Annotated in this window: 18 protein-coding genes; 16 read left to right on the forward strand and 2 right to left on the reverse strand. The window is 60.1% G+C overall.

Going from position 1 to position 22,831, the window contains the following annotated elements:
* Positions 1-8: 8 nt before the first annotated feature.
* The 9 genes from HB676_RS21020 (at position 9) to HB676_RS21060 (ending at position 8,669) form a co-directional block, all read left to right on the forward strand.
* Positions 9-1,259, forward strand: coding sequence for an acyl-CoA dehydrogenase family protein (locus tag HB676_RS21020; protein WP_346347397.1), 1,251 nt, complete (start codon positions 9-11; stop codon positions 1,257-1,259).
* A 35-nt stretch (positions 1,260-1,294) separates the two neighbouring features.
* Complete coding sequence (locus tag HB676_RS21025; RefSeq protein WP_213740038.1) at positions 1,295-2,014, forward strand: SDR family oxidoreductase; 720 nt, start codon at positions 1,295-1,297, stop codon at positions 2,012-2,014.
* Positions 2,015-2,306: 292 nt separating this feature from the next.
* Positions 2,307-3,218 carry a 3-hydroxyacyl-CoA dehydrogenase gene (locus tag HB676_RS21030; RefSeq protein ID WP_213740039.1) on the forward strand — a complete coding sequence of 304 codons (912 nt, stop codon included), beginning with the start codon at positions 2,307-2,309 and terminating at the stop codon, positions 3,216-3,218.
* Positions 3,219-3,238: 20 nt separating this feature from the next.
* Complete coding sequence (locus HB676_RS21035) at positions 3,239-4,189, forward strand: 3-hydroxyacyl-CoA dehydrogenase NAD-binding domain-containing protein (RefSeq protein WP_213740040.1); 951 nt, start codon at positions 3,239-3,241, stop codon at positions 4,187-4,189.
* A gap of 60 nt (positions 4,190-4,249) precedes the next feature.
* Entirely contained in the window at positions 4,250-5,464 is a 1,215-nt protein-coding gene (locus tag HB676_RS21040) for an acyl-CoA dehydrogenase family protein (protein ID WP_213740041.1), read from the forward strand.
* Positions 5,465-5,557: 93 nt separating this feature from the next.
* A complete protein-coding gene (locus HB676_RS21045; protein WP_213740229.1) occupies positions 5,558-6,370 on the forward strand; it encodes an enoyl-CoA hydratase-related protein in 813 nt (270 codons plus the stop codon).
* 35 nt (positions 6,371-6,405) lie between these two features.
* Complete coding sequence (locus tag HB676_RS21050; RefSeq protein ID WP_213740042.1) at positions 6,406-7,632, forward strand: CoA transferase; 1,227 nt, start codon at positions 6,406-6,408, stop codon at positions 7,630-7,632.
* A 78-nt stretch (positions 7,633-7,710) separates the two neighbouring features.
* Positions 7,711-8,493 carry an enoyl-CoA hydratase gene (locus HB676_RS21055; protein WP_213740044.1) on the forward strand — a complete coding sequence of 261 codons (783 nt, stop codon included), beginning with the start codon at positions 7,711-7,713 and terminating at the stop codon, positions 8,491-8,493.
* 26 nt (positions 8,494-8,519) lie between these two features.
* A complete protein-coding gene (locus tag HB676_RS21060) occupies positions 8,520-8,669 on the forward strand; it encodes a hypothetical protein (RefSeq protein ID WP_213740046.1) in 150 nt (49 codons plus the stop codon).
* 32 nt (positions 8,670-8,701) lie between these two features.
* Here HB676_RS21060 and HB676_RS21065 read toward each other — a convergent pair whose 3' ends face one another.
* Positions 8,702-9,145 (reverse strand): hypothetical protein, encoded by a 444-nt coding sequence (locus tag HB676_RS21065; RefSeq protein WP_213740048.1) that lies wholly within the window; start codon positions 9,143-9,145, stop codon positions 8,702-8,704.
* An 876-nt stretch (positions 9,146-10,021) separates the two neighbouring features.
* Between HB676_RS21065 and cyoA the strand changes: the two genes are divergently transcribed.
* The 7 genes from cyoA to HB676_RS21100 all read left to right on the forward strand — a co-directional run bounded on the left by cyoA (position 10,022) and on the right by HB676_RS21100 (position 19,933).
* Positions 10,022-10,897, forward strand: a complete 876-nt coding sequence (gene cyoA / locus HB676_RS21070) for a ubiquinol oxidase subunit II (RefSeq protein WP_213740050.1) — start codon at positions 10,022-10,024, stop codon at positions 10,895-10,897.
* Positions 10,894-12,876 carry a cytochrome o ubiquinol oxidase subunit I gene (cyoB, locus tag HB676_RS21075; RefSeq protein WP_213740051.1) on the forward strand — a complete coding sequence of 661 codons (1,983 nt, stop codon included), beginning with the start codon at positions 10,894-10,896 and terminating at the stop codon, positions 12,874-12,876. Before cyoA ends, cyoB begins: the two co-directional genes overlap by 4 nt.
* Before the next feature lie 2 nt (positions 12,877-12,878).
* Entirely contained in the window at positions 12,879-13,508 is a 630-nt protein-coding gene (gene cyoC / locus HB676_RS21080; protein ID WP_249780383.1) for a cytochrome o ubiquinol oxidase subunit III, read from the forward strand.
* Positions 13,505-13,900: a cytochrome o ubiquinol oxidase subunit IV gene (gene cyoD / locus HB676_RS21085; protein WP_213740055.1), complete on the forward strand. Its 396-nt coding sequence runs from the start codon at positions 13,505-13,507 to the stop codon at positions 13,898-13,900. The genes cyoC and cyoD overlap by 4 nt, the downstream gene beginning before the upstream one ends.
* Positions 13,901-14,360: 460 nt before the next feature.
* Positions 14,361-14,939 (forward strand): AraC family transcriptional regulator, encoded by a 579-nt coding sequence (locus tag HB676_RS21090; RefSeq protein WP_213740057.1) that lies wholly within the window; start codon positions 14,361-14,363, stop codon positions 14,937-14,939.
* Positions 14,936-17,776, forward strand: coding sequence for a winged helix-turn-helix domain-containing protein (locus tag HB676_RS21095; RefSeq protein ID WP_213740059.1), 2,841 nt, complete (start codon positions 14,936-14,938; stop codon positions 17,774-17,776). The genes HB676_RS21090 and HB676_RS21095 overlap by 4 nt, the downstream gene beginning before the upstream one ends.
* A 525-nt stretch (positions 17,777-18,301) precedes the next feature.
* On the forward strand, positions 18,302-19,933 hold the full coding sequence (locus HB676_RS21100) for an NB-ARC domain-containing protein (RefSeq protein WP_249780372.1): 1,632 nt from the start codon (positions 18,302-18,304) through the stop codon (positions 19,931-19,933).
* 182 nt (positions 19,934-20,115) lie between these two features.
* Here HB676_RS21100 and HB676_RS34270 read toward each other — a convergent pair whose 3' ends face one another.
* Positions 20,116-22,755, reverse strand: a complete 2,640-nt coding sequence (locus tag HB676_RS34270) for a LuxR C-terminal-related transcriptional regulator (RefSeq protein ID WP_213740062.1) — start codon at positions 22,753-22,755, stop codon at positions 20,116-20,118.
* Positions 22,756-22,831: the final 76 nt, after the last annotated feature.

Here is a 22,831-nt window from a genome sequence, read left to right on the forward strand (position 1 = left end):
GAAAGTCGGTGGCCATTGATTTCCGATTGACCGCGCACCAACGCGAACTTCAGCTCCAGTCCCGCAAATTCGCGCGGGAGGTGCTGTCGCCGGCTTTGGCGGCAGAGTCGCTGTCGACGGCGGAGCAACGGTTCGCCGCAACCAGGCCCGCTTACGAAGCGATGATCGCGGCCGGATTCTTGCGGAAGTGCATTCCTCTATCTGCCGGGGGAGAGAATGCGGGCCTCATCGATACGGCGATCATGGTCGAAGAGCTCTATGCGGTGAACGCCGGCGTTACCTTGACATTGATCGGGACGGTCCTTGGGTTGTTGCCGCTCTTGATCGGCGGCACGCAAGAGCAAAGGGGGCGGCTGTTGCCTCCATTCCTCAAACAGACCGGCGCACCCTTGGCTGGATTTTGCGCCACCGAGCCGGGCGGCAGCGCCAATGCCGGATCGCCGCCGCCGGGCGAGGGCGTTCGTACCACCGCCACGCTTCGGGGCGGGCGATGGATCATCGAAGGCCGAAAAAGCTGGGTCTCTTCGGCCACAGGCTGGGATCGCAAGGGCGCAGATATTCTAACGGTGCTGTGCCGAACCGATCCTGATGCGCCTCCCGAACGGAGCATTTCGATTCTGGCCGTGGAGCGCCCGGTATCGGGTCTCGTGTTTGAGCGTGCGATCGATGCGGTCGGGCATCGTGCGCACCTCTTGCCCGAGTTCAGTCTTAAGGGCGCTAGCGTACCCGAAGATCACGTTCTGGGCAGCGTTGGCGGTGGTTTATCTCTGACGGCTGCGTGCTTCACAGGCGCAGCGGCCCTCGTTGGAGTTTTCGCGGTCGCGCTGATGCGGGCGGCGTTTGAGTTCGCGCTGGGCTTCGCGCGCAGCGAAACGCGCGGCGGCATTCACCCCATTATCGAACATCAGGCCGTGGGATACGCGCTGGCCGACGCGAAGACAGCCATCGAAGCGGCCCGCTGTCTTTGCTGGCGGGCATGCCAGGCAGTCGATCTGCAATCGGCCAGTGCGCCGGAGCTGGCGATCGAAGCAAAGGTCCATGGTTCGGAAACCGCGGTGCGGGTGCTGACGGATCTCATGCGCGTCGTCGGGGTGGAGAGCTACGATCACGCGCTCCCGTTGGGGCGCCTGCTGCAGGATGCGCTCGCGCTTCCTCTGTTTGGCGGCGGCAACATCGGCGTCCGGCGCCGGCAACTCCACGCGCTCTTGAAACAGCCGGGATACGATCCGCTGATGACCAGCGGCGAGGTGGAAGTCTGACCAAAGCGAAGTTTTTTTATTGAACGAGGTAAATCATGAGCACAGAGCAGAAAGTAGTCGTCGTCACCGGAGCATCTCAGGGGATCGGTGCGGGTATGGTTCAGGCTTTCAAGGACCGCAACTATCGGATTGTCGCCACATCGCGCTCGATCAAGCCGTCGACCGATGCGAGCATCGTCACTGTACAAGGCGACGTCGGCGCCGCGGACACCGCCGAGCGGGTGTTTAAAACGGCAATCGAGAAGTTCGGCCGCGTCGACACGCTGGTCAACAACGCCGGCATGTTCATGGCAAAGCCATTCACGCTTTATTCGCCGGAAGACTATGCGGCCTATATATCGACCAACGTGACAGGCTTCTTTCACATGACCCAGCATGCCCTTCAATTGATGGGCAAGCAGGGAAGCGGCCATGTCGTTTCGATCACCACAAGTCTTGTCGACCAGCCGATGAGCGCTGTCCCGGCCGTATTGGCCTCGCTCACAAAAGGGGCGCTCGGCGCCGCAACGAAATCGCTTGCTATCGAATATGCGAAAGCCGGGGTCCGTATCAACGCCGTGTCTCCGGGAATCATCAAGACACCGATGCACCCACCGGAAGCACATCAAGCCTTGGGCGCGCTCCATCCAATGGGCCGGATGGGAAATGTGTCCGATATAGTAGACGCGGTGCTCTATTTGGAAGATGCGGCGTTTGTAACCGGGGAGATTCTCCACGTCGACGGCGGGCAAGCCGCTGGCCATCACACGTTATAAACCGGCAACACCTCAATATCATGGCCAGGATTGGCGGCAACGGACCGCCGTTCCAGATTTGCAGCCCGATGGGTTACGCCAGAGGCGAGAACCGGTCATAGACGGATCCCAAAAATCTTCGCGTACGAATGTGTCAGTGCGCAGCGAGGCGACGAACCGCGCTGTACAACAACGAGAAGCAGCACAACCATTCCAGCGATGATCGTCCCATTCAATATCGTGGCAGGCATTCGCGGCACAGTCGCGATCAGGCGCGAGCCAGTTTCGCGTCGGATCGTCACACGGGTGCCGCATGTCCGAAGCTGTCAAGAAAAACAATCGAAGCGCCGATGCTGGCGTTCCTCGGCTCTTTGTCCTCGAGCTGAACGCCGGCCGCATTCACACCATGAATACGGACGGTTCCGATCGCAAGACCATCGTATCGGATTGTCATTTGCCCGACGGCATCGTCGTCGATGTGGACGCGGGCCATATCTACTGGACCAATATGGGCATCCCGAACCTGGATGACGGGTCGATCGAACGTGCCGACCTCGACGGCAAGAACCGCAAGATCATTGTCGCACAGGGACACACCCACACCCCAAAACAGATCATTCTCGATAAGAACGGCGGCAAGCTCTATTGGTGCGACCGCGAGGGTATGCGCGTCATGCGCTGCAATCTCGATGGCTCGCAGTTGGAGACGCTCATCGAAACGGGGCGCGGCGAAGCCGAAAGCCGGGATGCGACGCGATGGTGCGTCGGACTGACCATCGACCCGAAATTAGGACATATCTACTGGACACAAAAAGGTCCTGACAACGCGGGGCTCGGCCGCCTCCTCCGTGCCAACGTCGAAATTCCCGCCGGCCAAACGGCAGCGACCAGATCCGACATCGAGATATTCTTCGACAAACTGCCGGAGCCGATCGATATCGAGCTCGATCACGCCAACCGCGTTCTCTACTGGACCGACCGTGGCGACCCTCCGCGCGGCAACACCGTGAACCGGGCCTCGATCGACAACAAGCCTGCCGAGCCGGAGATCGTGGTGACCCATCTCATGGAAGGGATCGGCATCGCGCTCGATATTCCAAACAACCGCATGTTCGTGACCGATTTCGCCGGTTCGGTCTATTCCGCCGATCTCGACGGAAAGAACGAGCGCAATTTCGTCTACGCCCAGGGCAATCTCACCGGCATCGCCTACGCCGAAATCTGACAACGCTTCGGAGACCTGACATGACCGATACCAAGCCCATTCGCCGCATCGCCATCATCGGCACCGGCGTGATTGGCGCGAGTTGGGCCGCGCTGTTTCTCGCCAAGGGATTGCAGGTCGTTGCGACCGATGTCGCGCCGAACGCCGAAGCCGGCTTGAGGAAGTTCGTGGATACGGCCTGGCCCGCGCTCCAGCGCCTGGGCCTCTCACCGGGCGCGTCGCAATCGAATCTGAAGTTCACCGCCGCACTCACCCAGGCAGTAGATGGAGTCGATCTCGTCCAGGAGAACGGGCCCGAGCGGATCGAATTCAAGCAGAAGCTCTATGGGCAACTGGATGAACTGCTGGCGCCTGACGTCATCATCGCCTCGAGTTCGTCGGGCCTCACCATGAGCGAAATCCAGAAGGGCGCTGCGACCCATCCGGAGCGCTGCGTCATCGCCCATCCGTTCAATCCGCCTCATCTGATTCCGCTGACCGAGATCGTCGGCGGGGCCAAGACCTCGGAAGCGACCATCAAGCGCGCCGAAGCGTTTTACACCTCGATCGGGCAACGGACGGTGCGGCTTAACAAGGAAATGCCCGGGCATGTCGCCAACCGCCTTCAGGCAGCGCTGAGCCGCGAGGTTTATTACCTCGTCGCCGAAGGTGTGGTGAGCGCGGCCGACGTTGACACTGCCTTGAGCTGGGGGCCGGGCCTGCGCTGGGGGGTGATGGGCAGCATGATGCTCAACCATCTCGGTGGCGGCCCTGGCGGTATCGAGCACTTCTTCCAGCAGTTTACCGGCCCGATGACGGCGTGGTGGAAGACCCTCGGCTCCCCGGTGCTGACGCCGGAAGTGCAAAAGAAGCTCATCGACGGCGTCCATGCCGAAGCCGGATCGCGCTCGATCGACGAACTCGCGGCGGAACGCGACGAGGTCCTGCTCGGCCTCATCGAGCTGCGCAAAAAGCTTGCCAGGCCGAGCTGAGCGAATCTGACGCGTCTTTCAATTTTCCGGATTTCAAGGCCGCCACATCAGGAGTTCCCAATGCCCACCGTCACCGCAGCCAACAAGAGCGCCGCACCGGCGCCCGCACCCAACGGCGATTTCTATCAACTGGTCGAACTTCTCACGCCCGAGGAGAAAGCGCTGGTGGCGAAGGTGCGGACATACATGGAAACCAAAGTACAGCCGATCATCAACAAATACTGGTCCGACGATGCGTTTCCGTTCGAACTGCTGCCTTCGTTCAAGGAACTCGGCATCGGCGGGCTAAGCTACGAGGGGTATGGCTGTCCGGGCGGAAGCCAGAAGCTGTTCGGCTTTGTCGCGATGGAGCTGGCCCGCACCGACGCGTCGTTCTGCACGTTCTTCGGCGTGCACAGCGGCCTGGCGATGGGATCGATCTATCTCGATGGATCCGAGGAGCAGAAGCAGAAATGGCTGCCGCCAATGGCGCGTTTCGAAAAGATCGGATGTTTCGGATTGACCGAGCCGCTGGTCGGTTCGGGAACGAGCGGCGGGATGACCACGACCGCCAAGCGTGAAGGCGATACCTGGATTCTCAACGGACAGAAGCGCTGGATCGGCAATGCGCCGTGGTGCGACATCTCCATCATCTGGGCGCGCGATCTCGATGATAATCAGGTCAAGGGCTTCATCGTCGAGAACAAGTCGACGCCCGGCTTCAGCGTCGAGAAGATCGAGCACAAGATTGCGCTCAAGGTGGTCCAGAACGGCCAGATCACGATGAAGGACGTTCGGATACCGGAGGCTAACCGCCTGCAGGGCGGCAACTCGTTCCGCGATACCGCGCGCGTGTTGCGGATGACGCGCTACATGGTGGGTTGGGCGTCAACCGGCATTCAGATGGGCGCATTCGAAGCAACCCTCAAATACGCCCAGGAGCGGCTGCAATTCGGCAAGCCGATCGCCTCGTTCCAGATGATTCAGGATCTGCTTGCCAAGATGCTTGGCAATCTGACCGCCTGCCAGTGCATGATGCTCCGCCTGGCGCAGCTCGATGACGAAGGCAAGCTTACCGACCATCATGCCGCGCTGGCGAAAGCGTTCTGCACCTCGAAATCGCGCGAGACGGTCTCATGGGGGCGCGAGGTCCTGGGCGGCAACGGCATCGTTGCCGACTACAACGTCGCGCGCTTCTTCGCCGATGCCGAGGCGCTCTATTCCTATGAAGGTACCTATCAGATGCAAAATCTGATCGTCGGCAAGGCCATCACCGGCCACGGCGCCTTCATTTGACATCGCGGCGGCCGGCGCTCGGACGCCGGTCGTCCCCATCCAGGAGACACGATCATGGTTTCGGGAACTGTACCGCTCACCCCTTCGCCTGCAATGGCGCCGAACTCCCAGCCGAGAGCGGCGTTGGCGCTTGCCAATGCGCTGTACGAGAAAAAAGGTCCGATCGCCTACGTAACGGTTAATCGGCCCAAGGTGCTCAACGCGCTCAATACGTCGACCTGGGTCGATTTGCAGACTGCATTTGAGGATGCAAAGGCCGACGCGTCCATACTCGGCGTGATTCTGACTGGCGCGGGCGACAAGGCTTTCATCGCCGGCGCCGATATCAGTGAGCTCGCGCATGTCGAAGCCTACGATGCGGAGGAGTCCAGCCGGTTCGGGCAGGGCGTGCTGGACTTCATCGAAAACCTCGGCAAGCCGGTGATCGCGGCGATCAACGGCTTTGCGCTGGGCGGCGGTTGCGAGACGGCAATGGCTTGCACGATCAGGATCGCGGTCGAACATGCCAGATTTGGACAGCCCGAAGTCAAGCTGGGCCTGCTGCCCGGCGGCGGCGGAACGCAGCGTTTGCCGCGTCTGGTCGGCAAGGGTCGCGCGTTGCAGCTGATCCTCACGGGCGAGACGATTTCCGCGCAGGAGGCCTATCGTATCGGCCTCGTCAATGAGGTCGTTCCTGCTGCGGATCTGATTGCCCGTGCCGAGACGATCCTGAAGCAGATCGCGGCCAACGCGCCGATCGCGGTGAAGTTCTCGCTGCAGGCGGCCAACAAGGGGCTGGAGACCAGCCAAAGCGAAGGCCTTGCGCTGGAGGCTTCCTATTTCGGTATTTGCGCCGCCACCGAAGACAAGAAGGAAGGCACCTCCGCCTTCCTCGAGAAACGTGCACCGAAGTTCCACGGTCGGTGAAGCAGCCCGAATAAGACGATCTGGAAAGGACTGTCATGGCAAGCGACAATATTTTCTCGGGACTGAAAGTGGTGGATCTCGCGAGCTTCATCGCCGGCCCCAGTGCCGCGGTGATTCTGTCGGACTTCGGCGCTGACGTCATCAAGGTGGAACCGCCGCACGGCGAACTATGGCGGCATGCGAACAACCTGCCACCGCAACCGGTCGCCGAAGATGCCTATCCCTGGCACCTCGCCAATCGCAACAAGCGGGGTATCGCGCTTGATCTGAAGTCTCCAAGCGCCGCCCAGGTCCTCGAAAAGCTGGTCAAATGGGCCGACGTTCTCATCGTCAACACGCCGCATCCGGCGCGGGCGCGACTGAAGCTTGAATACACGGATGTGATGCAGTGGAATCCGCGTTTGATCTACGCGGACATCACGGGTTTCGGCGACAAGGGACCCGATGCAGATCTTCCCGGCTTCGATATCACGTCGTACTGGGCGCGCAGCGGATTGCTGTCGATGACACGCGATGCCGGTGCGCCGCCGACCTGGCCGGTGGCCGGCAGCGGCGATAATGCCACCGCGGTCGGGCTTTATTCGGCGATCGTCACGGCGCTGTATCGTCGCGAGCGCACGGGGGAGGGGGCGCATGTTACGACCTCGCTGCTCGCCGAAGGTGTCTGGTCCGCCAGCGTCTCGATCCAGGCCGCGCTATGCGATGCGAAATTCTTCGGGCTGCACGATCGCAAGCATCCCGCAAATGCAGCCATGAATGTCTACCGTGCCAAGGACGAGACCTGGTTCGTTCTTCTCATCACGGCCGACAAGGTGGCAGCGGTCGCCAAGGCCATCGGTCGTCCCGATCTTCTGACCGATCCGCGCTTTTCCGACCCGGCGAAGCTGATGGCGAATATGCCACAGCTTACGGCAATCCTTGAGGAGGTCTTCTGTGCCGAGCCGATGGATCATTGGTACAAGGTATTCAGCGGCGTTCATGTGACGTTCGGCGCGGTACGTGGACCGCAAGAGGTGATCAACGATCCCCAGCTTCGGGCGAACGACATCATCATTCCGCTCGAGGGCGCGGGCGGCAAGCTGACGTCCACCATCTCCAGCCCGCTTCAGGTGCATGGCGTCACCAAAGTGTCCGCGAAGCGTGCCCCAAAGATTGGCGAACACAATGACGAGATTCTCCGGCAGCTTGGATTTAGCTCAGCCGAAATCGATGGGTTGCACCTAAGTGGCGCCGTTCCGAAAGCCAGGGAACAGGTGGCTTAATCGTGACGATAAGGAGTGACGTCAGTCGCTCCGAACCTCGATTTGCCATCAAATTTACCGGGAAACAGGACTTTGACAATGGAAGACATTGTTACCGCTCAGTCAGGAAGCATCCTGCGTGTCCAATTGAACCGCCCGGCCAAGCGCAACGCGATGACGTCGGCAATGTACGTGGCCCTCGCAGACATCCTCAACGAGGCGGCGAAGGACGAGAACACGCGCGTTGTCCTCTGGCATGGCGCCGGCGATTCATTCTGCGCGGGTAACGATATCGATGATTTCCTGAAGAACCCTCCGGGACCCGGAGTATCCCCGCAGGCCCGCCTGATGGAAGCGCTGGTGAACTTCGACAAGCCGCTCGTCGCCGCGGTCCAGGGTGCGGCGATCGGTGGCGGCACCACCATGCTGCTGCATTGTGACTTCATCTATGCGGGCGAGAGCACCAAATTCCAGTTGCCCTTCATCAATCTTGCCGTGGTGCCGGAATTCGGATCGAGCTGCCTGATACCGGTGCGGATCGGTCACATCAGGGCGGCAGAACTGCTTTTGTTGGGAGGTCCCTTCGATGCCAGCCGCGCCGCGGAATTGGGGCTGGTCAACCAGGTCATGCCTGACAAGGACGTCATGGCGAGAGCTCGCGAAACGGCCGAGAAGTTGGCAGCGAAGCCGGCGGCGGCGCTGCAAGCCGGCAAGAGACTCGTCAAGCAGCCGTTTCGCGAGCAGATCAGGGCCGCGATGAAGGCCGAGAACGAAGAGTTCAGTGTGCAGGTCCGCTCCGACGACGCCAAAGAGGCGTTCAACGCTTTCCTGGAAAAGCGAAAGCCCGATTTCACGAGGCCGGCGAATGCGCAGCGCACCTGATGGCGTGCAGTAACCCTGGGTTACCGATGGATGGGCCTGATAACGGCGAGCGCCCCGGCCTTGAAGTCGTTGCGAGGGTCCTGCGCCGGTTGTTTTTCGTGACGTTGATATTGTTGGGGCTGGCTTTTGCCGCGGCCTGTTACGCCGAGATGCTCGGCGTCTTTCAGTTCGATTAACTCGGAGCAGGTTCGGGATTGCGGGGCGAAGCTCAGAATAGCCGCATATCTTCGAATTCGTCGTGGCACGCATCGCTGAAGCGGCTCAGCAGATCGATTGTGCCGTTTACGGCCATTTCGCGCAGTTCGACGAAGTTCTTGTCCGGCTCCAGATAGGTATCCAGGATTTTTCGGGTGACTTCTTCGGCGCGGTGGACCACCTGTCTCGAAGACTGGACCCGCATTCTGTTCATCTTGGCGTAAAGGCCAACCAGGCTGGGAATGTCGGCTTCATCGTGCTGGAGCGCATCAATGTAGCATTTGGACGCTTCCTCGATGAAATCCCGGTAGAGGATCTGCCGGCGGCTCTTCTCGTGAAGCAGCCACTGGGCGCGGACCTGACTGCGGTGATTCAGCCAGTTCGCAATTCCGCTGGTTAATCCGCCGACAGCGGCTCCAGTGAGGGCGGCGAGCGCGGAGATGATAGAGGCGTCCACAGGTGCAGGTCCCATTGGCTGCTGGAAATGATGGCTACCGGTTCTCGCTGCGATTATGGCGCGGGCTTATGGCGCGGGCAATCGCGGCGATTCCGAAATCAGCCGCGAGCTTCGGATAAGATGTTTCCTTTCCAAACGGATCAATTGCGTTGTGCGGTCCAATAGCCCGCGCATCGCGAACTTCCCGAACTTCCGGTCCATTTCCCGCGGCCAGACGCCCCCGAAAGTCTGCCGGTGCCAGAGGCAAATTTGTCCTGAACCGTCACCGATGCACGAACTGCACCCGATTTTGCGACGTATCCCTTGAATCGCACGAGATTGGGATGGGTCACAATTCCATCATTGATATTGACGGTAAAGTTGTAACTGGAATCGCAAGAGCCTTTTTGCGTCACAAAGACCAGATCCCAGGAGCCATCGAAAGCGGAACGCGCGTGGGCCACGGAGGCCGGGGCGATCAAGCAGGCGGCTGCAATCAGCCAGAGTGAAGGCGTCTTCATTGGTAGTTCTCCGTTAGGCGCGATCGTTGCTTCGAGGCAACCGCAGCCGACCTCGTCGATGATCTAAATTGGGAGCGGCGTTGATGACATTCAACGATGACTTGCCTATGAAAAGTGGACGCAAAGCGCTTGTTGAAACATGCTCAGATTGCCTGAATCCTGCGGTCGCGACGGCTGTCTTCAGACCTGAACCCGTCAGCCGGCAATTTTGAGCATGATTGGCCCCAATCGAGCAGCCGCGTTCAATCGCGGCCCGGGGGCGGGAATGCATGGTGCATATTGAATGCACGCGCCGCTGCGGTAGCTGCCGGCCCCTTTGCGGGAACCGTTCGTGGTATACTCAGTTCCACCAACCTCAGCACAAGCGGGGTCTAACATGCGATATGGCTTGCTGGCCGTCCTGATCGGCGTCGCGATGCTCGGCGGCTGTAGCGAGGGTGTGCTCGACCCGAAAGGGCCTATCGCCGCCGCCGACCGGCAAATTCTACTCAACTCGCTTGGCATCATGCTCGCGATCGTGATCCCGGTGATCCTGGCGACGCTTGGTGTTGCGTTCTGGTTTCGTGAATCGAATACGCGCGCACGCTACCGGCCGAATTTCGCGTATTCCGGCCGGCTCGAGATGCTGGTCTGGTCGATCCCGGCCATGACGGTGTTCCTGGTTGGCGGCGTGGCGTGGGTCGGCTCGCACGACGTCAGTCCGCGCAAACCGATCGTATCCAGCGTGAAGCCGCTGCGAATCCAGGTCGCTTCGCTCGACTGGAAATGGCTGTTCATCTATCCCGATCTGGGCGTCGCAAGCGTCAATCGGCTGACCATTCCCGTCGGCACGCCGATCAGTCTGGAGCTGACTTCCTCGGGCGTGATGAACAGCTTCTTCGTGCCGCAGCTCGGCAGCCAGATCTACACCATGGCGGGAATGGTCACCCGTCTCCACCTGCAGGCCGATCAGCCAGGAACGTATCGCGGTTTTTCTGCCCAGTTCAGCGGTGAGGGCTTTGCCGACATGCATTTCGATGCCGATGCGGTGACGAGCGAGAAGTTCACCCAGTGGCTCGATGGTGTGCGCAGCGCCGGTCCCGAGCTCAATGCGAAAAGCTACTCGGATCTGGTGAAGCCCAGTACGGCGGTGGCGCCCTTCACCTATCGATCGGTCGAGCCCGGTCTGTTCGACAAGATCACGGTCTCCGAAATGCAGTCCGACGACGCCATGTGCCGCAGGTACCCGACATCAATGAGGGCGGAACAATGAATCTACTCGGTAAACTGGACTGGAGCGCGATCCCCTTCAACCAGCCGATTATCATGGGTGCCTCGGGCGGCGTGGTCGTGGTCATCGTAGCCATCCTTGCGTGGGTCACGCTCAAAGGGTACGTGCCTTATCTGTGGCGAGAGTGGATCACCTCTGTCGACCATAAGCGCATCGGCGTCATGTACATTATATTGGCGCTGATCATGCTGCTGCGTGGCTTTTCCGACGCCATCATGATGCGGGCACAGCAGGCGGTCGCCGCGGGCGGTTCGCAGGGGTACTTGCCGCCGGAGCATTTCGACCAGATATTCTCGGCGCATGGCACGATCATGATTTTCTTCATGGCGATGCCGTTCGTGATCGGAATGATGAATTTCGTGGTGCCGCTGCAACTCGGCGTCCGCGACATGGCGTTTCCGACGTTGAATTCGGTCGCGCTCGGGTTAACGGCGTCGGGCATCCTCCTGACAAACATCTCGCTTGCGGTCGGCGAATTTTCGAAGGCCGGCTGGGTTGCCTACCCGCCGCTCAGCGAGCTGCAATACTCGCCCGGCGTCGGCGTCGACTATTATCTCTGGTCGCTGCAGATTTCAGGCGTTGGCACGTTGATGACCGGCATCAATTTCGTCGCGACGATCCTGAAAACGCGTGCACCGGGGATGAGCTATATGCGCATGCCGGTGTTTTGCTGGACGTCGCTCGCCGCGAACCTGCTCATCGTCGCGGCTTTCCCGGTCCTGACTGCGACCCTGACAATGCTGCTGCTCGATCGCTACCTCGGTTTCCATTTCTTCACGACCGATGGCGGGGGCAACGCGATGATGTACGTCAACCTGTTCTGGATCTGGGGGCATCCGGAGGTATACATCCTGGTCTTGCCGGCGTTCGGCATCTTTTCCGAAGTTGTTTCGACATTCTCCGGCAAGCCGCTGTTTGGCTATCGCTCCATGGTTCTGGCGACGATGGCGATCTGCGTGCTGTCCTTTGTTGTCTGGCTGCACCACTTTTTTACCATGGGGGCCGGCGCCAACGTCAATGGCTTCTTTGGCGTCATGACAATGATCATCGCTGTGCCGACGGGCGTCAAAGTCTTCAACTGGCTATTCACGATGTATGGCGGCCGCATCCGCTTCACCGTTCCGATCCTGTGGTCGATCGGCTTCATGGTGACGTTCGTGATCGGTGGCATGACCGGCGTGCTGATGGCCGTACCTCCGGCCGACTTCCAACTGCACAACAGCCTGTTCCTGATCGCGCATTTCCACAATGTCATCATCGGCGGCACGGTGTTCGGCTTGATGGCGGGCTACAATTACTGGTTCCCCAAGGCATTCGGCTTCATGCTCGATGAACGCTGGGGCCGAATCTCGTTCTGGTGCTGGCTGATCGGCTTCTATCTCGCTTTCATGCCGCTGTACGCATTGGGCCTGATGGGCATGACCCGCCGCATGCAGCATTACGATGTTGCGAGCTGGCAACCCTGGCTGATTGCGGCCGCCCTCGGCGTCGTCGTCATCCTCGCCGGGATCGTCAGCCAGATCATCCAGCTCGTGGTGTCGATCCGCGACCGCGAAAAACTGAAAGTCACCGCGGATCCATGGAACGGCCGCACGCTGGAATGGGCGACCGCCTCGCCGCCGCCACCCTGGAATTTCGCTGTGCTGCCGCAAGTCACTGGCATCGACGCCCTCTGGCAGAAGAAGCGTCGCGGCCGCACGCAAGCCGAGCCGTTGAAAGAGCGCGAGTTCGAACCGATCGAGGTGCCGAAAAACAGCGCGACCGGCTTCATCATCGCATTTTTCGCTGTTATCGCCGGCTTTGCGATGATCTGGCACATCTGGTGGATGGCCGGTGTCGGGGCCATCGGCGTTTTCCTGACCATGCTTGCCTTCGCGTTTCGTGACGAAGAGGAAATTGAAATCCCGGCCGAGCGGATTGCCCGGTTTGAACAGGCAAACCCGGCGGAGATTGCAGTATGACCATGTCTGTTGCCGTTGATGATGGGGTTGGTTACGAGGCGCAGTCGCTTGCAAGCGAGGCTGGCCCCGCCACAAGGCGGGTCGTGGTTGGCTACGGCTTCTGGATATTTCTCCTGAGCGACATCGTGATGTTTTCGGCGTTCTTCGCCGCTTACGCAGTGCTGGCTCACGCGACCGCCGGCGGGCCAAGCGGTATGCAACTGTTCAACCAGCGCAGCGTCGCGATCGAAACCGGTTGCCTTCTGGCTTCGAGCTACACCTGCGGATTGATGTCCATGGCCATCGGCTCGCGGCGCTATGGCGCCACTTATCTGGCGGCTCTCGTCACTTTCGTGCTGGGGGCTGCGTTCCTCGCGCTGGAGCTGAAGGAGTTCGCCGGCATGATCGCGATCGGAGCCGGTCCGCAGCGCAGCGCGTTTCTGTCGTCCTTCTTTACGCTGGTCGGCTGTCACGGGCTGCACGTTACCGCCGGCCTGGTCTGGCTGGTGGTGATGATGGCCCAGGTTTCAATCAAGGGCTTAACCGCGACGGTGGAGCGGCGTCTGCTTTGTTTTTCCCTGTTCTGGCATGCGCTCGATATCGTCTGGGTCTGGCTGTTCACGGTGGTCTATCTGATGGGAGTTCTTTCATGACCGACACGCGATACGATAGCGCGCCCGGCGAGGCGTCAGATCTCCCAGACGCGGAGGAGGATGCGCCATCCGGCATGCTCGTCTATTCGATCGGATTGGTTCTTGCCGTCGGTCTTACAGCCATGTCGTTCTGGGTCGCCAATACGTCATTGCTCTGGGTGGGCGGCATCTCGCTCGGCCTGACCGTCCTCGCAATCGCGCAAATGGGTATTCATCTGGTGTTTTTCCTGCATGTCACCACGGGGCCCGACAACACCAACAACGTGATGGCACTGGCGTTCGGCGTGCTGATCGTTGCTCTGGTGGTGGTCGGATCGCTGGTGATCATGGCAGATCTGAACGACAACATGATGCCGGGGGCAGAACTGATGAATTTGCAAATGCAGCGCTGACGAGCGTCCTGAAGATACCGCCAAGCGTTGCGCGGATTGCGGCAGGAATAAACAAGTCGGCGCATTTCAATCAAATTAATTGTGGCTGGTTTTGGTAACTTCTTTGCGGAGAGTGAGGCGGCGGCATTTCCGACATCGCCATCCGCTCTTGCCGCATCGGCGAAGCACCAGGTCCCTCGCTCCGCCGAGAGGCTCTCCGCGGCGCCCCCGCCTTGCCCGCGGAGAGCCTTGTCAGGCGAGGCGGTTTCGACAGGGAAGAAGGATTTGGCTCGTAGCTCTGATTGGAAGGTTCCGCACAGCGAACAGCGTTTTCAATATAACGTATTGATAAAAAATAATAAATTTGGATCTGGGTAATTACCAATATTAACTTTCCATAACGCTGATTAACGCGCCAGGAGAGGCGCCTTGCTGCACTCTCACGCCGATCCGGAGCGTCGGATCGTTTGCTGAGGGGACGATGATGGAAGCACTTCAGACTACCGCACCGGAATCTTCCTTTGCAGCCGACCAACAATTCCACCTGGTTGCGAGCAGCCTCGCCAAACTGCTTGAAACGGCAAGGCGCGAGTTGGAGGGTGACCAGGAGGTCGCCAAGGCGTCGCTCGCTACGGCATCCAACATCCTGCAAGCGGAGATCGAGCGGTGCTCGGGCGCTAGTGGCTTCACAAGGGGCGGTCTGGCGGCGTGGCAGATCCTTCGCGTGCGGGCTTTTATTGACGGCAATTTGCACCGCGCCATTCACATCCGGGATCTCAGTGCCGTCGCGCGTCGAAGCCCGGCGCACTTCTCTCGAAAATTCAAACTGGCTGTCGGGGAGTCGCCCCATGCCTATGTGGTGAGAAGGCGCCTGGAGAGAGCCTGCCACCTGATGATGACCAGTACGGCATCGCTGAGTGAAATAGCCTTGAGCGTGGGCTTTTCGGATCAAGCGCATCTATGCAGGCTGTTCAGGCAGGCCTTTGGTCAAAGTCCGGCCAACTGGCGACGGGAGCGCGGAGTTCCCGGCGGGGCCGGCATGGACGAGAACGCCGCATGAACGATCAGCGCGGCAAGGTCCTGAGCTTCGGACCTTTCGAACTGTCGATCGGAAACAGACGTCTGACCAATGGCGCAAAGATCGTACCGCTGGGCGGGCGCGCCATGGACCTTCTTATCGTTCTCGTGGAGCAAGCAAACGAGGTCGTTGGCAGGAGAACCCTGATTGAGCGCGTTTGGCCAAAAAGAGGGGCTGAACAGGTCAGCCTGCGCGTCCACATTTCGGCGTTACGCAAGGCCCTCGATCGGACCGACCCCGGCAGGCGATATATCGCGAACGTGCCCGGGAGGGGGTACAGCTTCGTCGTCCCGGTGACGTTCCTTTCCTCGGGGGATGCCAATCCACCGTCAAGGTCTCGACTGCCTGCGCGTCTGATGCGCATGCTCGGACGAAAAGACGCCTCGGCCGCGATCCGGAAGAAGCTGACCGAGCAGAAATTTGTGACGATCGTCGGGCCTGGCGGCATCGGAAAGACCACGTTGGCGATTGCTATCGCCCATGACATGAGCGCGGTCTTCAACAGCCATGTCCATTTTATCGACCTCGGTGCGCTTGGCGACGCCTCGCTCGTTGCGCCCGCCGTGGCCGCCGCACTTGGCGTGTCGGTACAGACAAACAATGTCGTACCGGCTTTGATCGATCGCTTGCAGGAAACACCAGCGCTCATCGTTCTCGACTGTTGCGAACACGTTATCGATGGAGTCGCCGCTGTCGCGGAAGAACTGATTCGCCATATCCCAACGTTGCATTTGCTCGCGACCAGCCGGGAGGCGATGCGTGTCGAAGGTGAACATGTCCATGACCTCTGCGCGCTCGAATGTCCGCCGGAAGATGGCGGCTTGTCGGCCCACGACGTCCTGCAATATCCGGCGGTTCAGCTGCTGGTCGACCGCGCGCGGGCCGTGCGAGGTGATTTCGAGCTGGTCGATGCGGATGCCGCGATTGCCGCGAAAATCTGCCGGCGGCTTGATGGGATTCCGCTGGCTATCGAACTCGCAGCGGGCCGGGTTGAAATATTCGGTCTCGGCAAGGTCGCAAGCCTGCTGGATGACCGGCTAAACCTGTCATGGGTGGGACGAAGAACGGCGCAGCCGAGGCACCAAACCCTAAACGCGGCGCTGGAGTGGAGCTACGACCTGCTTGGCGAGGCAGAAAAGCGCGTACTGAACCGTCTCAGTGTGTTTGCCGGCGGATTCACGTTTGAAGCAGCGGTCGCCGTTATTGCCGATGAGGCGATAGATGAAGCTAACGTTTCGGATTGCGTTTGGGAGCTGCGTTCGAAATCGATGATTTCCGCTCAGGGATCGGACGAGCGGCTCCGTCTACTCGACACGACGCTTGCCTTTGCCGCGCGGCGATTTCCCAGAACCGATGAAGGGAACGATTGTCGCCGGCGCCATGCCCTCTACTTCCGCGACCTGTTCAAACAAGGCGCTTCGATCGATGTGCCTGAAAGGCTCAGGGCTCTCGGGGACGAGATCGGCAATCTCAGAACCGCTCTGAATTGGGCATTCTCGGTCGATGGCGATGCGAAAATCGGCGTTGATCTTGCGGCCGCCTCGGCCAGCACCTGGATGGCGATGGCGTTGCTTACCGAATGCCGCGAGTGGATGACCAAAGCCATCCACCGACTGGACGATGCGAGCGCCGGCTCGCGGCAGGAAATGATCATTCAGTCCGCACTCGCCAGTTGCATGATGTTCACGGAAGGGATGTCCGAAGAGACCTATGCGAGCTGGGCGAAGACGCGCCTGCTTGCGGAATGTCTCAATGACACCGAATGCCAGCTCGATTCCCTGCTTGTTCTCTGGGCCCACCAAATACGGCTTCCAAGCTATGCCGAGGCGACAGAATTGGCGGATCGGTGCGGCGACGTTGCCGAGGGCAGTGGTGATCGCGGCGCGATCGCAACGGCCAATTACATGCGCGGCATAACATACCATCACAGCGGACGGATATTACGTGCTGAATCTCATTTCGAACTGGCCCTGCATCGCGATGATGAAGCGTCCCGACAATCCCTCATCAAGCGGTTCGGCTACGATCGGAAAGTAGACGCCCTGGCCGTATTGGCGAACCTGGTCTGGCTGCGGGGCTGTCCCGATCAGGCGCGGCGCCTCAATCAGATGTCGATCGCGGAGGCGCGCCAACTGGATCATGCGATACCGCTCTGCGTGGCGCTCGCCTGGGCAAGCTTCAACCTGTACCTGACAAGTCCGGGCGATCCCGAGACCGAAGCGCTTGCCAACGAACTTGTCGATCATGCCGCAAAATACGCTGTAGAGAGCTATCACGGCTTTGGCCTCAGTATGCAGGCTCTCTGCAGGGTCAGGCGGGGCGAGGGCGATGCGGCTTCGTCCGCGCTCAATCGCGGTTTGGAGAAGCTGTCGGCGGCGCGCTACGGCGTCTTCAATGGGATCCTGCAAGCAGAGTTTGCAAGATGCATGGCTGTTGCCGGTCGGGCCCGGCAGGGACTCGCTGTGTTCGAACAAGCGAAGATCGATCTTGATGAGATCCAATGGTGCGGGCCGGAACTGCGCCGTATCAGGGGTGAGCTGGCGCTGGCCAATGGCGAGGGGCTTGAGGTTGGCAGGCAGTATTTTCTCGGGGCGCTCGAATTGTCGGAGAGACAAGCGGGCTTGTCGTGGGCGCTCCGGGCCGCGACCAGCCTTGCCATTGCGGAAAAATCGGCTAGTCGAAAGGAAGCCGCGTGGCGGACCTTGCAAGCGACCTACGCAAAATTTCGCGAGGGTCTTGAGACCCCCGATCTACGGCTGGCCAGGCAGGTCCTGAACGGTTCATACGAGCGCGACAGCCCGATCAATTCGATACATTGACGGCTTGTTGCTGGAGGAGGTTTCGGCTTACACTCGGTGGGCTAGGGGCGTGTTTGCACAAGACCGACGACGAATGGCGCAACGATCGTATCGTCGCGGATCTTGGCGGAATAGCTCATGTTGCTTCAACAAATCAGCTCACCGGGTGCAACGCGGCTTCGGTTTGGCCCATTCGAACTCGATGTCGGCGAACGGAGTCTCAAAAAGGCGAACCAGGTCATTCCACTTGGTGGCAGGGCCTACGACATTCTGATTGCTCTTCTTGAAAACGCCGGTGAACCTGTCGCGAAGTCTGCGTTGATTGCGAAGGCGTGGCCTGACGTAACGGTCGAGGAAGGCAGTCTGCGCGTCCATCTATCGGCGCTGCGCAAGGCACTGGGCGACGGTCAGTTCGGTAACAAGTACATCGCGAATATCCAGGGCGAGGGTTATCGCTTCATCGCGCCGGTTACGCGCCTGCCCGTAGACCGCGACAGGAGCGGCGCGTCCGCAAGATCGTCCAATCTGCCGCCCGCACTCGGCCGCATGGTGGGCCGTGACCATGTTGTCCGTGAGATCAGCGGTTGGCTCCAGGCGGAGCAACGCCTGATTACAATTCTGGGTACCGGCGGCATTGGCAAGACAACGGTGGCGCTGGCCGTCGGACATGCAGTCCTGGCGGAGTTCTCTGGCGCGGCATTTTTTGTCGATCTGTCTGCCGTAAGCGACAAGGAGCATGTCATCGGCGTCGTCGCATCGGCGCTCGGGGCAGACCCGCGGTTTGCCGATCGCAGGGATGCGACACTCGATTTTCTACGTGCCAGAAGAGCTCTGGTGATCCTTGATGGTTGCGAGCATCACATCGAAAAGACCGCGGAGGTCGCCGACAATATTCTTCAAGGTGCTCCCGAAATTCGTGTGCTTGTGACCAGCAGAGAGACATTACGGCTCGCCGGGGAGCGTGTATTTCATCTTCCTCCGCTGGACTGTCCGCCGGAGCAGCCGGGATTGACCGCGTCGGAAGTGCTTGCCTATCCGGCGGTCCGGTTATTCGTCGAACGCATCAACGCCCGCGGCGCCGACTTTTCACTCAGCGATGATGAAGCTCCTGTCGTTGCCGAGATTTGCCGCAAACTTGACGGAATTGCGCTCGCCATCGAACTCGCCGCCGGAAGAGCCGCTAATTTCGGTGTTGGAAGTACCGCGGCAAAGCTGGGTTCGCGCCTTGATCACTTGAAGTTCGGTCGCCGCACCGCAAGCCCCCGGCATCAGACGCTCAAAGCGAATCTGGACTGGAGCCATGATCATCTTTCCGAGGTTGAACGCGTTGTGTTGCGGCGGGTTGCGACCTTCATCGGGCACTTCAGGCTGGAGGCGGCGCTCGCGGTGAGCCAGGATGAGAAAATCGGCAGATCCGAAGTCGAGGGCGCAGTCGAAAATCTCGTCAACAAATCGCTGATGGGAGTCCGGGCCAGTTCCCGGGGAACGCTTTACCGGTTGCTGGACACAACGCGCTCCTATGCATTGGATAAACTCGCTGAAAGCGGCGAGCAGGATTCCATTGCGGCGCGGCATGCGAATTTTTCGATGCAGTTGCTGGAAAGCAATCGCGGCAATCTCTTCGATCTGGAGCCTGCGGAAGCGCCGGCGGTGGCGCTGCGGGATTATCTTGGGAATATCCGTGCTGCGCTCGAATGGAGCTTTGGTTCCTCCGGAAACGACCACGCGGCCATACGTATGGCGGCGGCTGCCGCGCAGCTTTTTCTGACCATGTCGTTTTTTGTGGAGTGCCGGGAATGGATGGAGAGAGCCATCGAGCGGATGGCCGTCGATTGCGACCCGCAGGACCAGATGGAAATCCATGCTTCGCTCGCCTTGTCGCTGATGTTCACCGCGGGTAATAGTGAAAGGGTTCGCGATGCCTTCAACAAGGCGTTGACGTTCGCAGAGCAGTCTGACGACGCTCACCAGCAATTGCATCTCCTCAGCGTGCTGTCGATGTATCTTCATCGGACGATCGACGCGGCCAGTAGCCTTGAAGTTGCGCAGCGTGCCGAATCCGTCGCCAAGAGGACGCGGAGTCCGGAAGATGCTGCCCTCGCTGATTCGATGTTGGGGGCCGCGTATTATATGCCTGTAGACCACGTCCGCGCGCCCCGGAGGTTTCGCGGCGCCTGATCTCACACTCGCAAAGCGAACGGACGAGCGCTCCGGCGCGAGGGGCAGCGTCGTCGGCAGTCAGCGAGAGCCTGGAAGACGAGCTGAGCGGCGCATCTGCTCCTGAGCATTCATTTGGTAACGGCTGGTCGCACCAGCGGAAGTAAAGCAGATCGCCAAGCTTAAGTTTCGAGGCTCAAGCTTCATTGCGTGATGACAAGGCCCAGGGTCTGCGCGCGTGATACCGCTTGCGCGCGCTTTTCCACGCCGAGCTTGGTGAAGACGCTCTTGAGGTGCGACTTCACGGTCTCAGGACCGATATCGAGACTCCGGGCGATTTCCTTGTTGGACAATCCTTCTGCGATCAGCGAGAGAATGCCGGTCTCGCGAGGGCTCAATGCGCTTAGAATCCGTGCACCGGAGGCCGGCGTCGAACGATCCTGTCCGTCACGCTGCAGATCTGCCATCAGGCGATCGACATAGGGAACGAGGTCGGTCTTGAGATTGCCGCTCTCCCGGGTCGCCCGGAGCAAATCGAAAATCAACGGCCTCTCGTCCAGAATGATCCGATAGAGGCCGCCGCCCGCGCATGCGGCGAGAATACGGCAAAACCGGTTGGTTGCTTCCAGGGTTTTCCCGACATGTAGCTGAAGGGCCGAGAGCCTGATCTCGACCCGGATCAGGAAATAGCGATGGTCTGCGGCTTCGGCTTCGCGCTGCAGCTCCCGCAGCAGTGACATCGCCTCCTCAGGGCGCTCGCGTTGTGCCAACAAATGAGCGTGGGCGAGTTTGTAATCCCAGTGAATTTCCGACCAGGCGCAAAGCCGGGGCGCAGGGTATTTTCGGGAGAGTTGTTCCAGGCGATCGACGCATGCCGCGCCTTCATCGATGCGGCCTTCATTGAGGTAAAGCCGCGCCTGTTCTGCCGTCGCAGCCGCCGTCAGCCTTCCCCAATCCCGTGAGATGCCATGATTTTCACCCCGCTCCAGCAGCGTGTGAGCCCGTTCGAGGTTCATCCGGGCCGTGGCGGTCCTGGCCATCACGAAATAGGCACTCCGAACGCAGTCCAGCATCGTTCCAGAGCTTATCAGCGAATGGCGATCGACCACCAAGGCTTCGGCTTCGTCCAACTTCCCCTGCTCGTACAATATCCGTGCGATCAGACTGGCAGGCAAAGCCGCTGCAATCGAGTTCAGGCCGACATACTGTTCCGCGATGCGCAACCCCTCACGGTAGTGTCCTTCCGCCGAGGTAAGACGTAACTGCCGCAGCTCTGCGAGACCTTGAAGGCAGCGCCGATAGACCGACGCGAACACGTTTCTGCGGTCTTCCTCGACGGAATATGGGATCCAGGGTGTCGCATGGAACTGCTTGAGGTTGCCGGCCTGCAGGTGGCCGAAGCGAACGACATTGGAGGCGACATTTGCGGTCCACGGATCCTGTGATCGATTGACGCAATCTTCCGCCAGGGGCAGCGCGCTTTCGCTGTCATCCTTCAGCGCGGTGGCTACGGAACGGATCGCCTGGCATTCGCACAGCAATTTTTCATCCGGCAGAGGCGTTGCCGCGATATCGCTCTCGATGTCATTTGCGAGCTTAAGGGCCTCATCAAAACGAAGTGCAAGTGCCAACCCCCAGGCGATGGCCAGTCTGACCTCGCTCCGGCCCCGCATCAGTTCGTCGGGAAACTGGCGCTGCCAATCAAGCAACGTGAAGAGGTCGCCACGCTTGATCAAAGCCATTGCGCAATTCTTGATCCAGCTAATGGCACGATTGGAGTCGCCGGCCGCAATCGCGTGCTGAACTGCCTCGGTCCACAATTCCTGGGAGGCATACCAAAGCGCTGCGCGCCGGTGCAATTCAGGCGTTTCCATGCCGCGGTCTGCCTCGAGCCTCTGTCTCAAATACTCCGTGAGCAGCGCGTGATAACGAAACCAGACACCGTCATTGCCGAGCGGCGCAAGCAGCATTTGGCGCTGCGCAAGCGATGCCAAAATCGTGCGGCTGGAGCTCGAGCCGGTCAAGGCTTCGCACAAGGGACCGGAGAGCCGGTCAAGAATGGCCGTTCGCAGCATGAAGTCGACCACTTCGACCGGAAGCCCGTCCAGCATCTCCGTCAGATAGGCGGCGATCGGACGTTGCGAACCCGAGAGATTATGTACGTACTCCCTCAGGCCGGATCCGGACTGCGGGCGCATCGATGAGATAATTCGCAGGGCGGCGGGCCATCCTTCCGTCTTGCGTTGCAAGAGCTGGACGTCGGGAAGGTTAAGGACGCCGGGCTTGGTGCTGTCCAGAAACGCCTGTGTCTCCTGCAGATCGAATCGCAGGGCGACGGAATCGATCTCGATCAACTGATTCTGGGCTCGCAGGGTTGCCAGGGGCAGTGCCGGTTCGGTGCGCGTCGTAAGCACCACATGACAGTGAGACGGCGCGTGCTTCAGGAAATACGCGACCGTCTGATGGATGCGCGAAGCGCTGATCCAGTGATAGTCTTCGAGAAACAGATAAACATCATCTTCTATCTCGGCGAGGTCGTTGATCAGGCTCGACAGGATCGCCGTCGGGTCGATCAGGTTGTTCTCGAGGATCAGCCCGATCGCGCCGGCGCCGACGTCTGGACAGGCATGGTGCAGGGCCTGAGAAACGTAATACAGAAATCGCGTGGCGTCGTCGTCGTCCGAATCGATCGTCAGCCAACCGACGTAGTGGCCGTCTTGCTCGAGCTGCTCGGCCCAGGCGGCCGCGAGCGAGCTTTTGCCGAATCCCGCCGGCGCCTTGATGACGCCAAGTCGCTTGGCCGGGAGTTCGGACAGGATGGCGAGGAGCCGGGGACGTGCCACCAGACCGCTGAATCTTGCCGGTACGGTCTTGGTCGCCAGGAATGGCAGCTGTCCTGCGCCGGGCGAGGGGCTTGTT

This window comes from Bradyrhizobium sp. dw_411, assembly GCF_018449695.1.
Classification (GTDB): Bacteria; Pseudomonadota; Alphaproteobacteria; order Rhizobiales; family Xanthobacteraceae; genus Bradyrhizobium.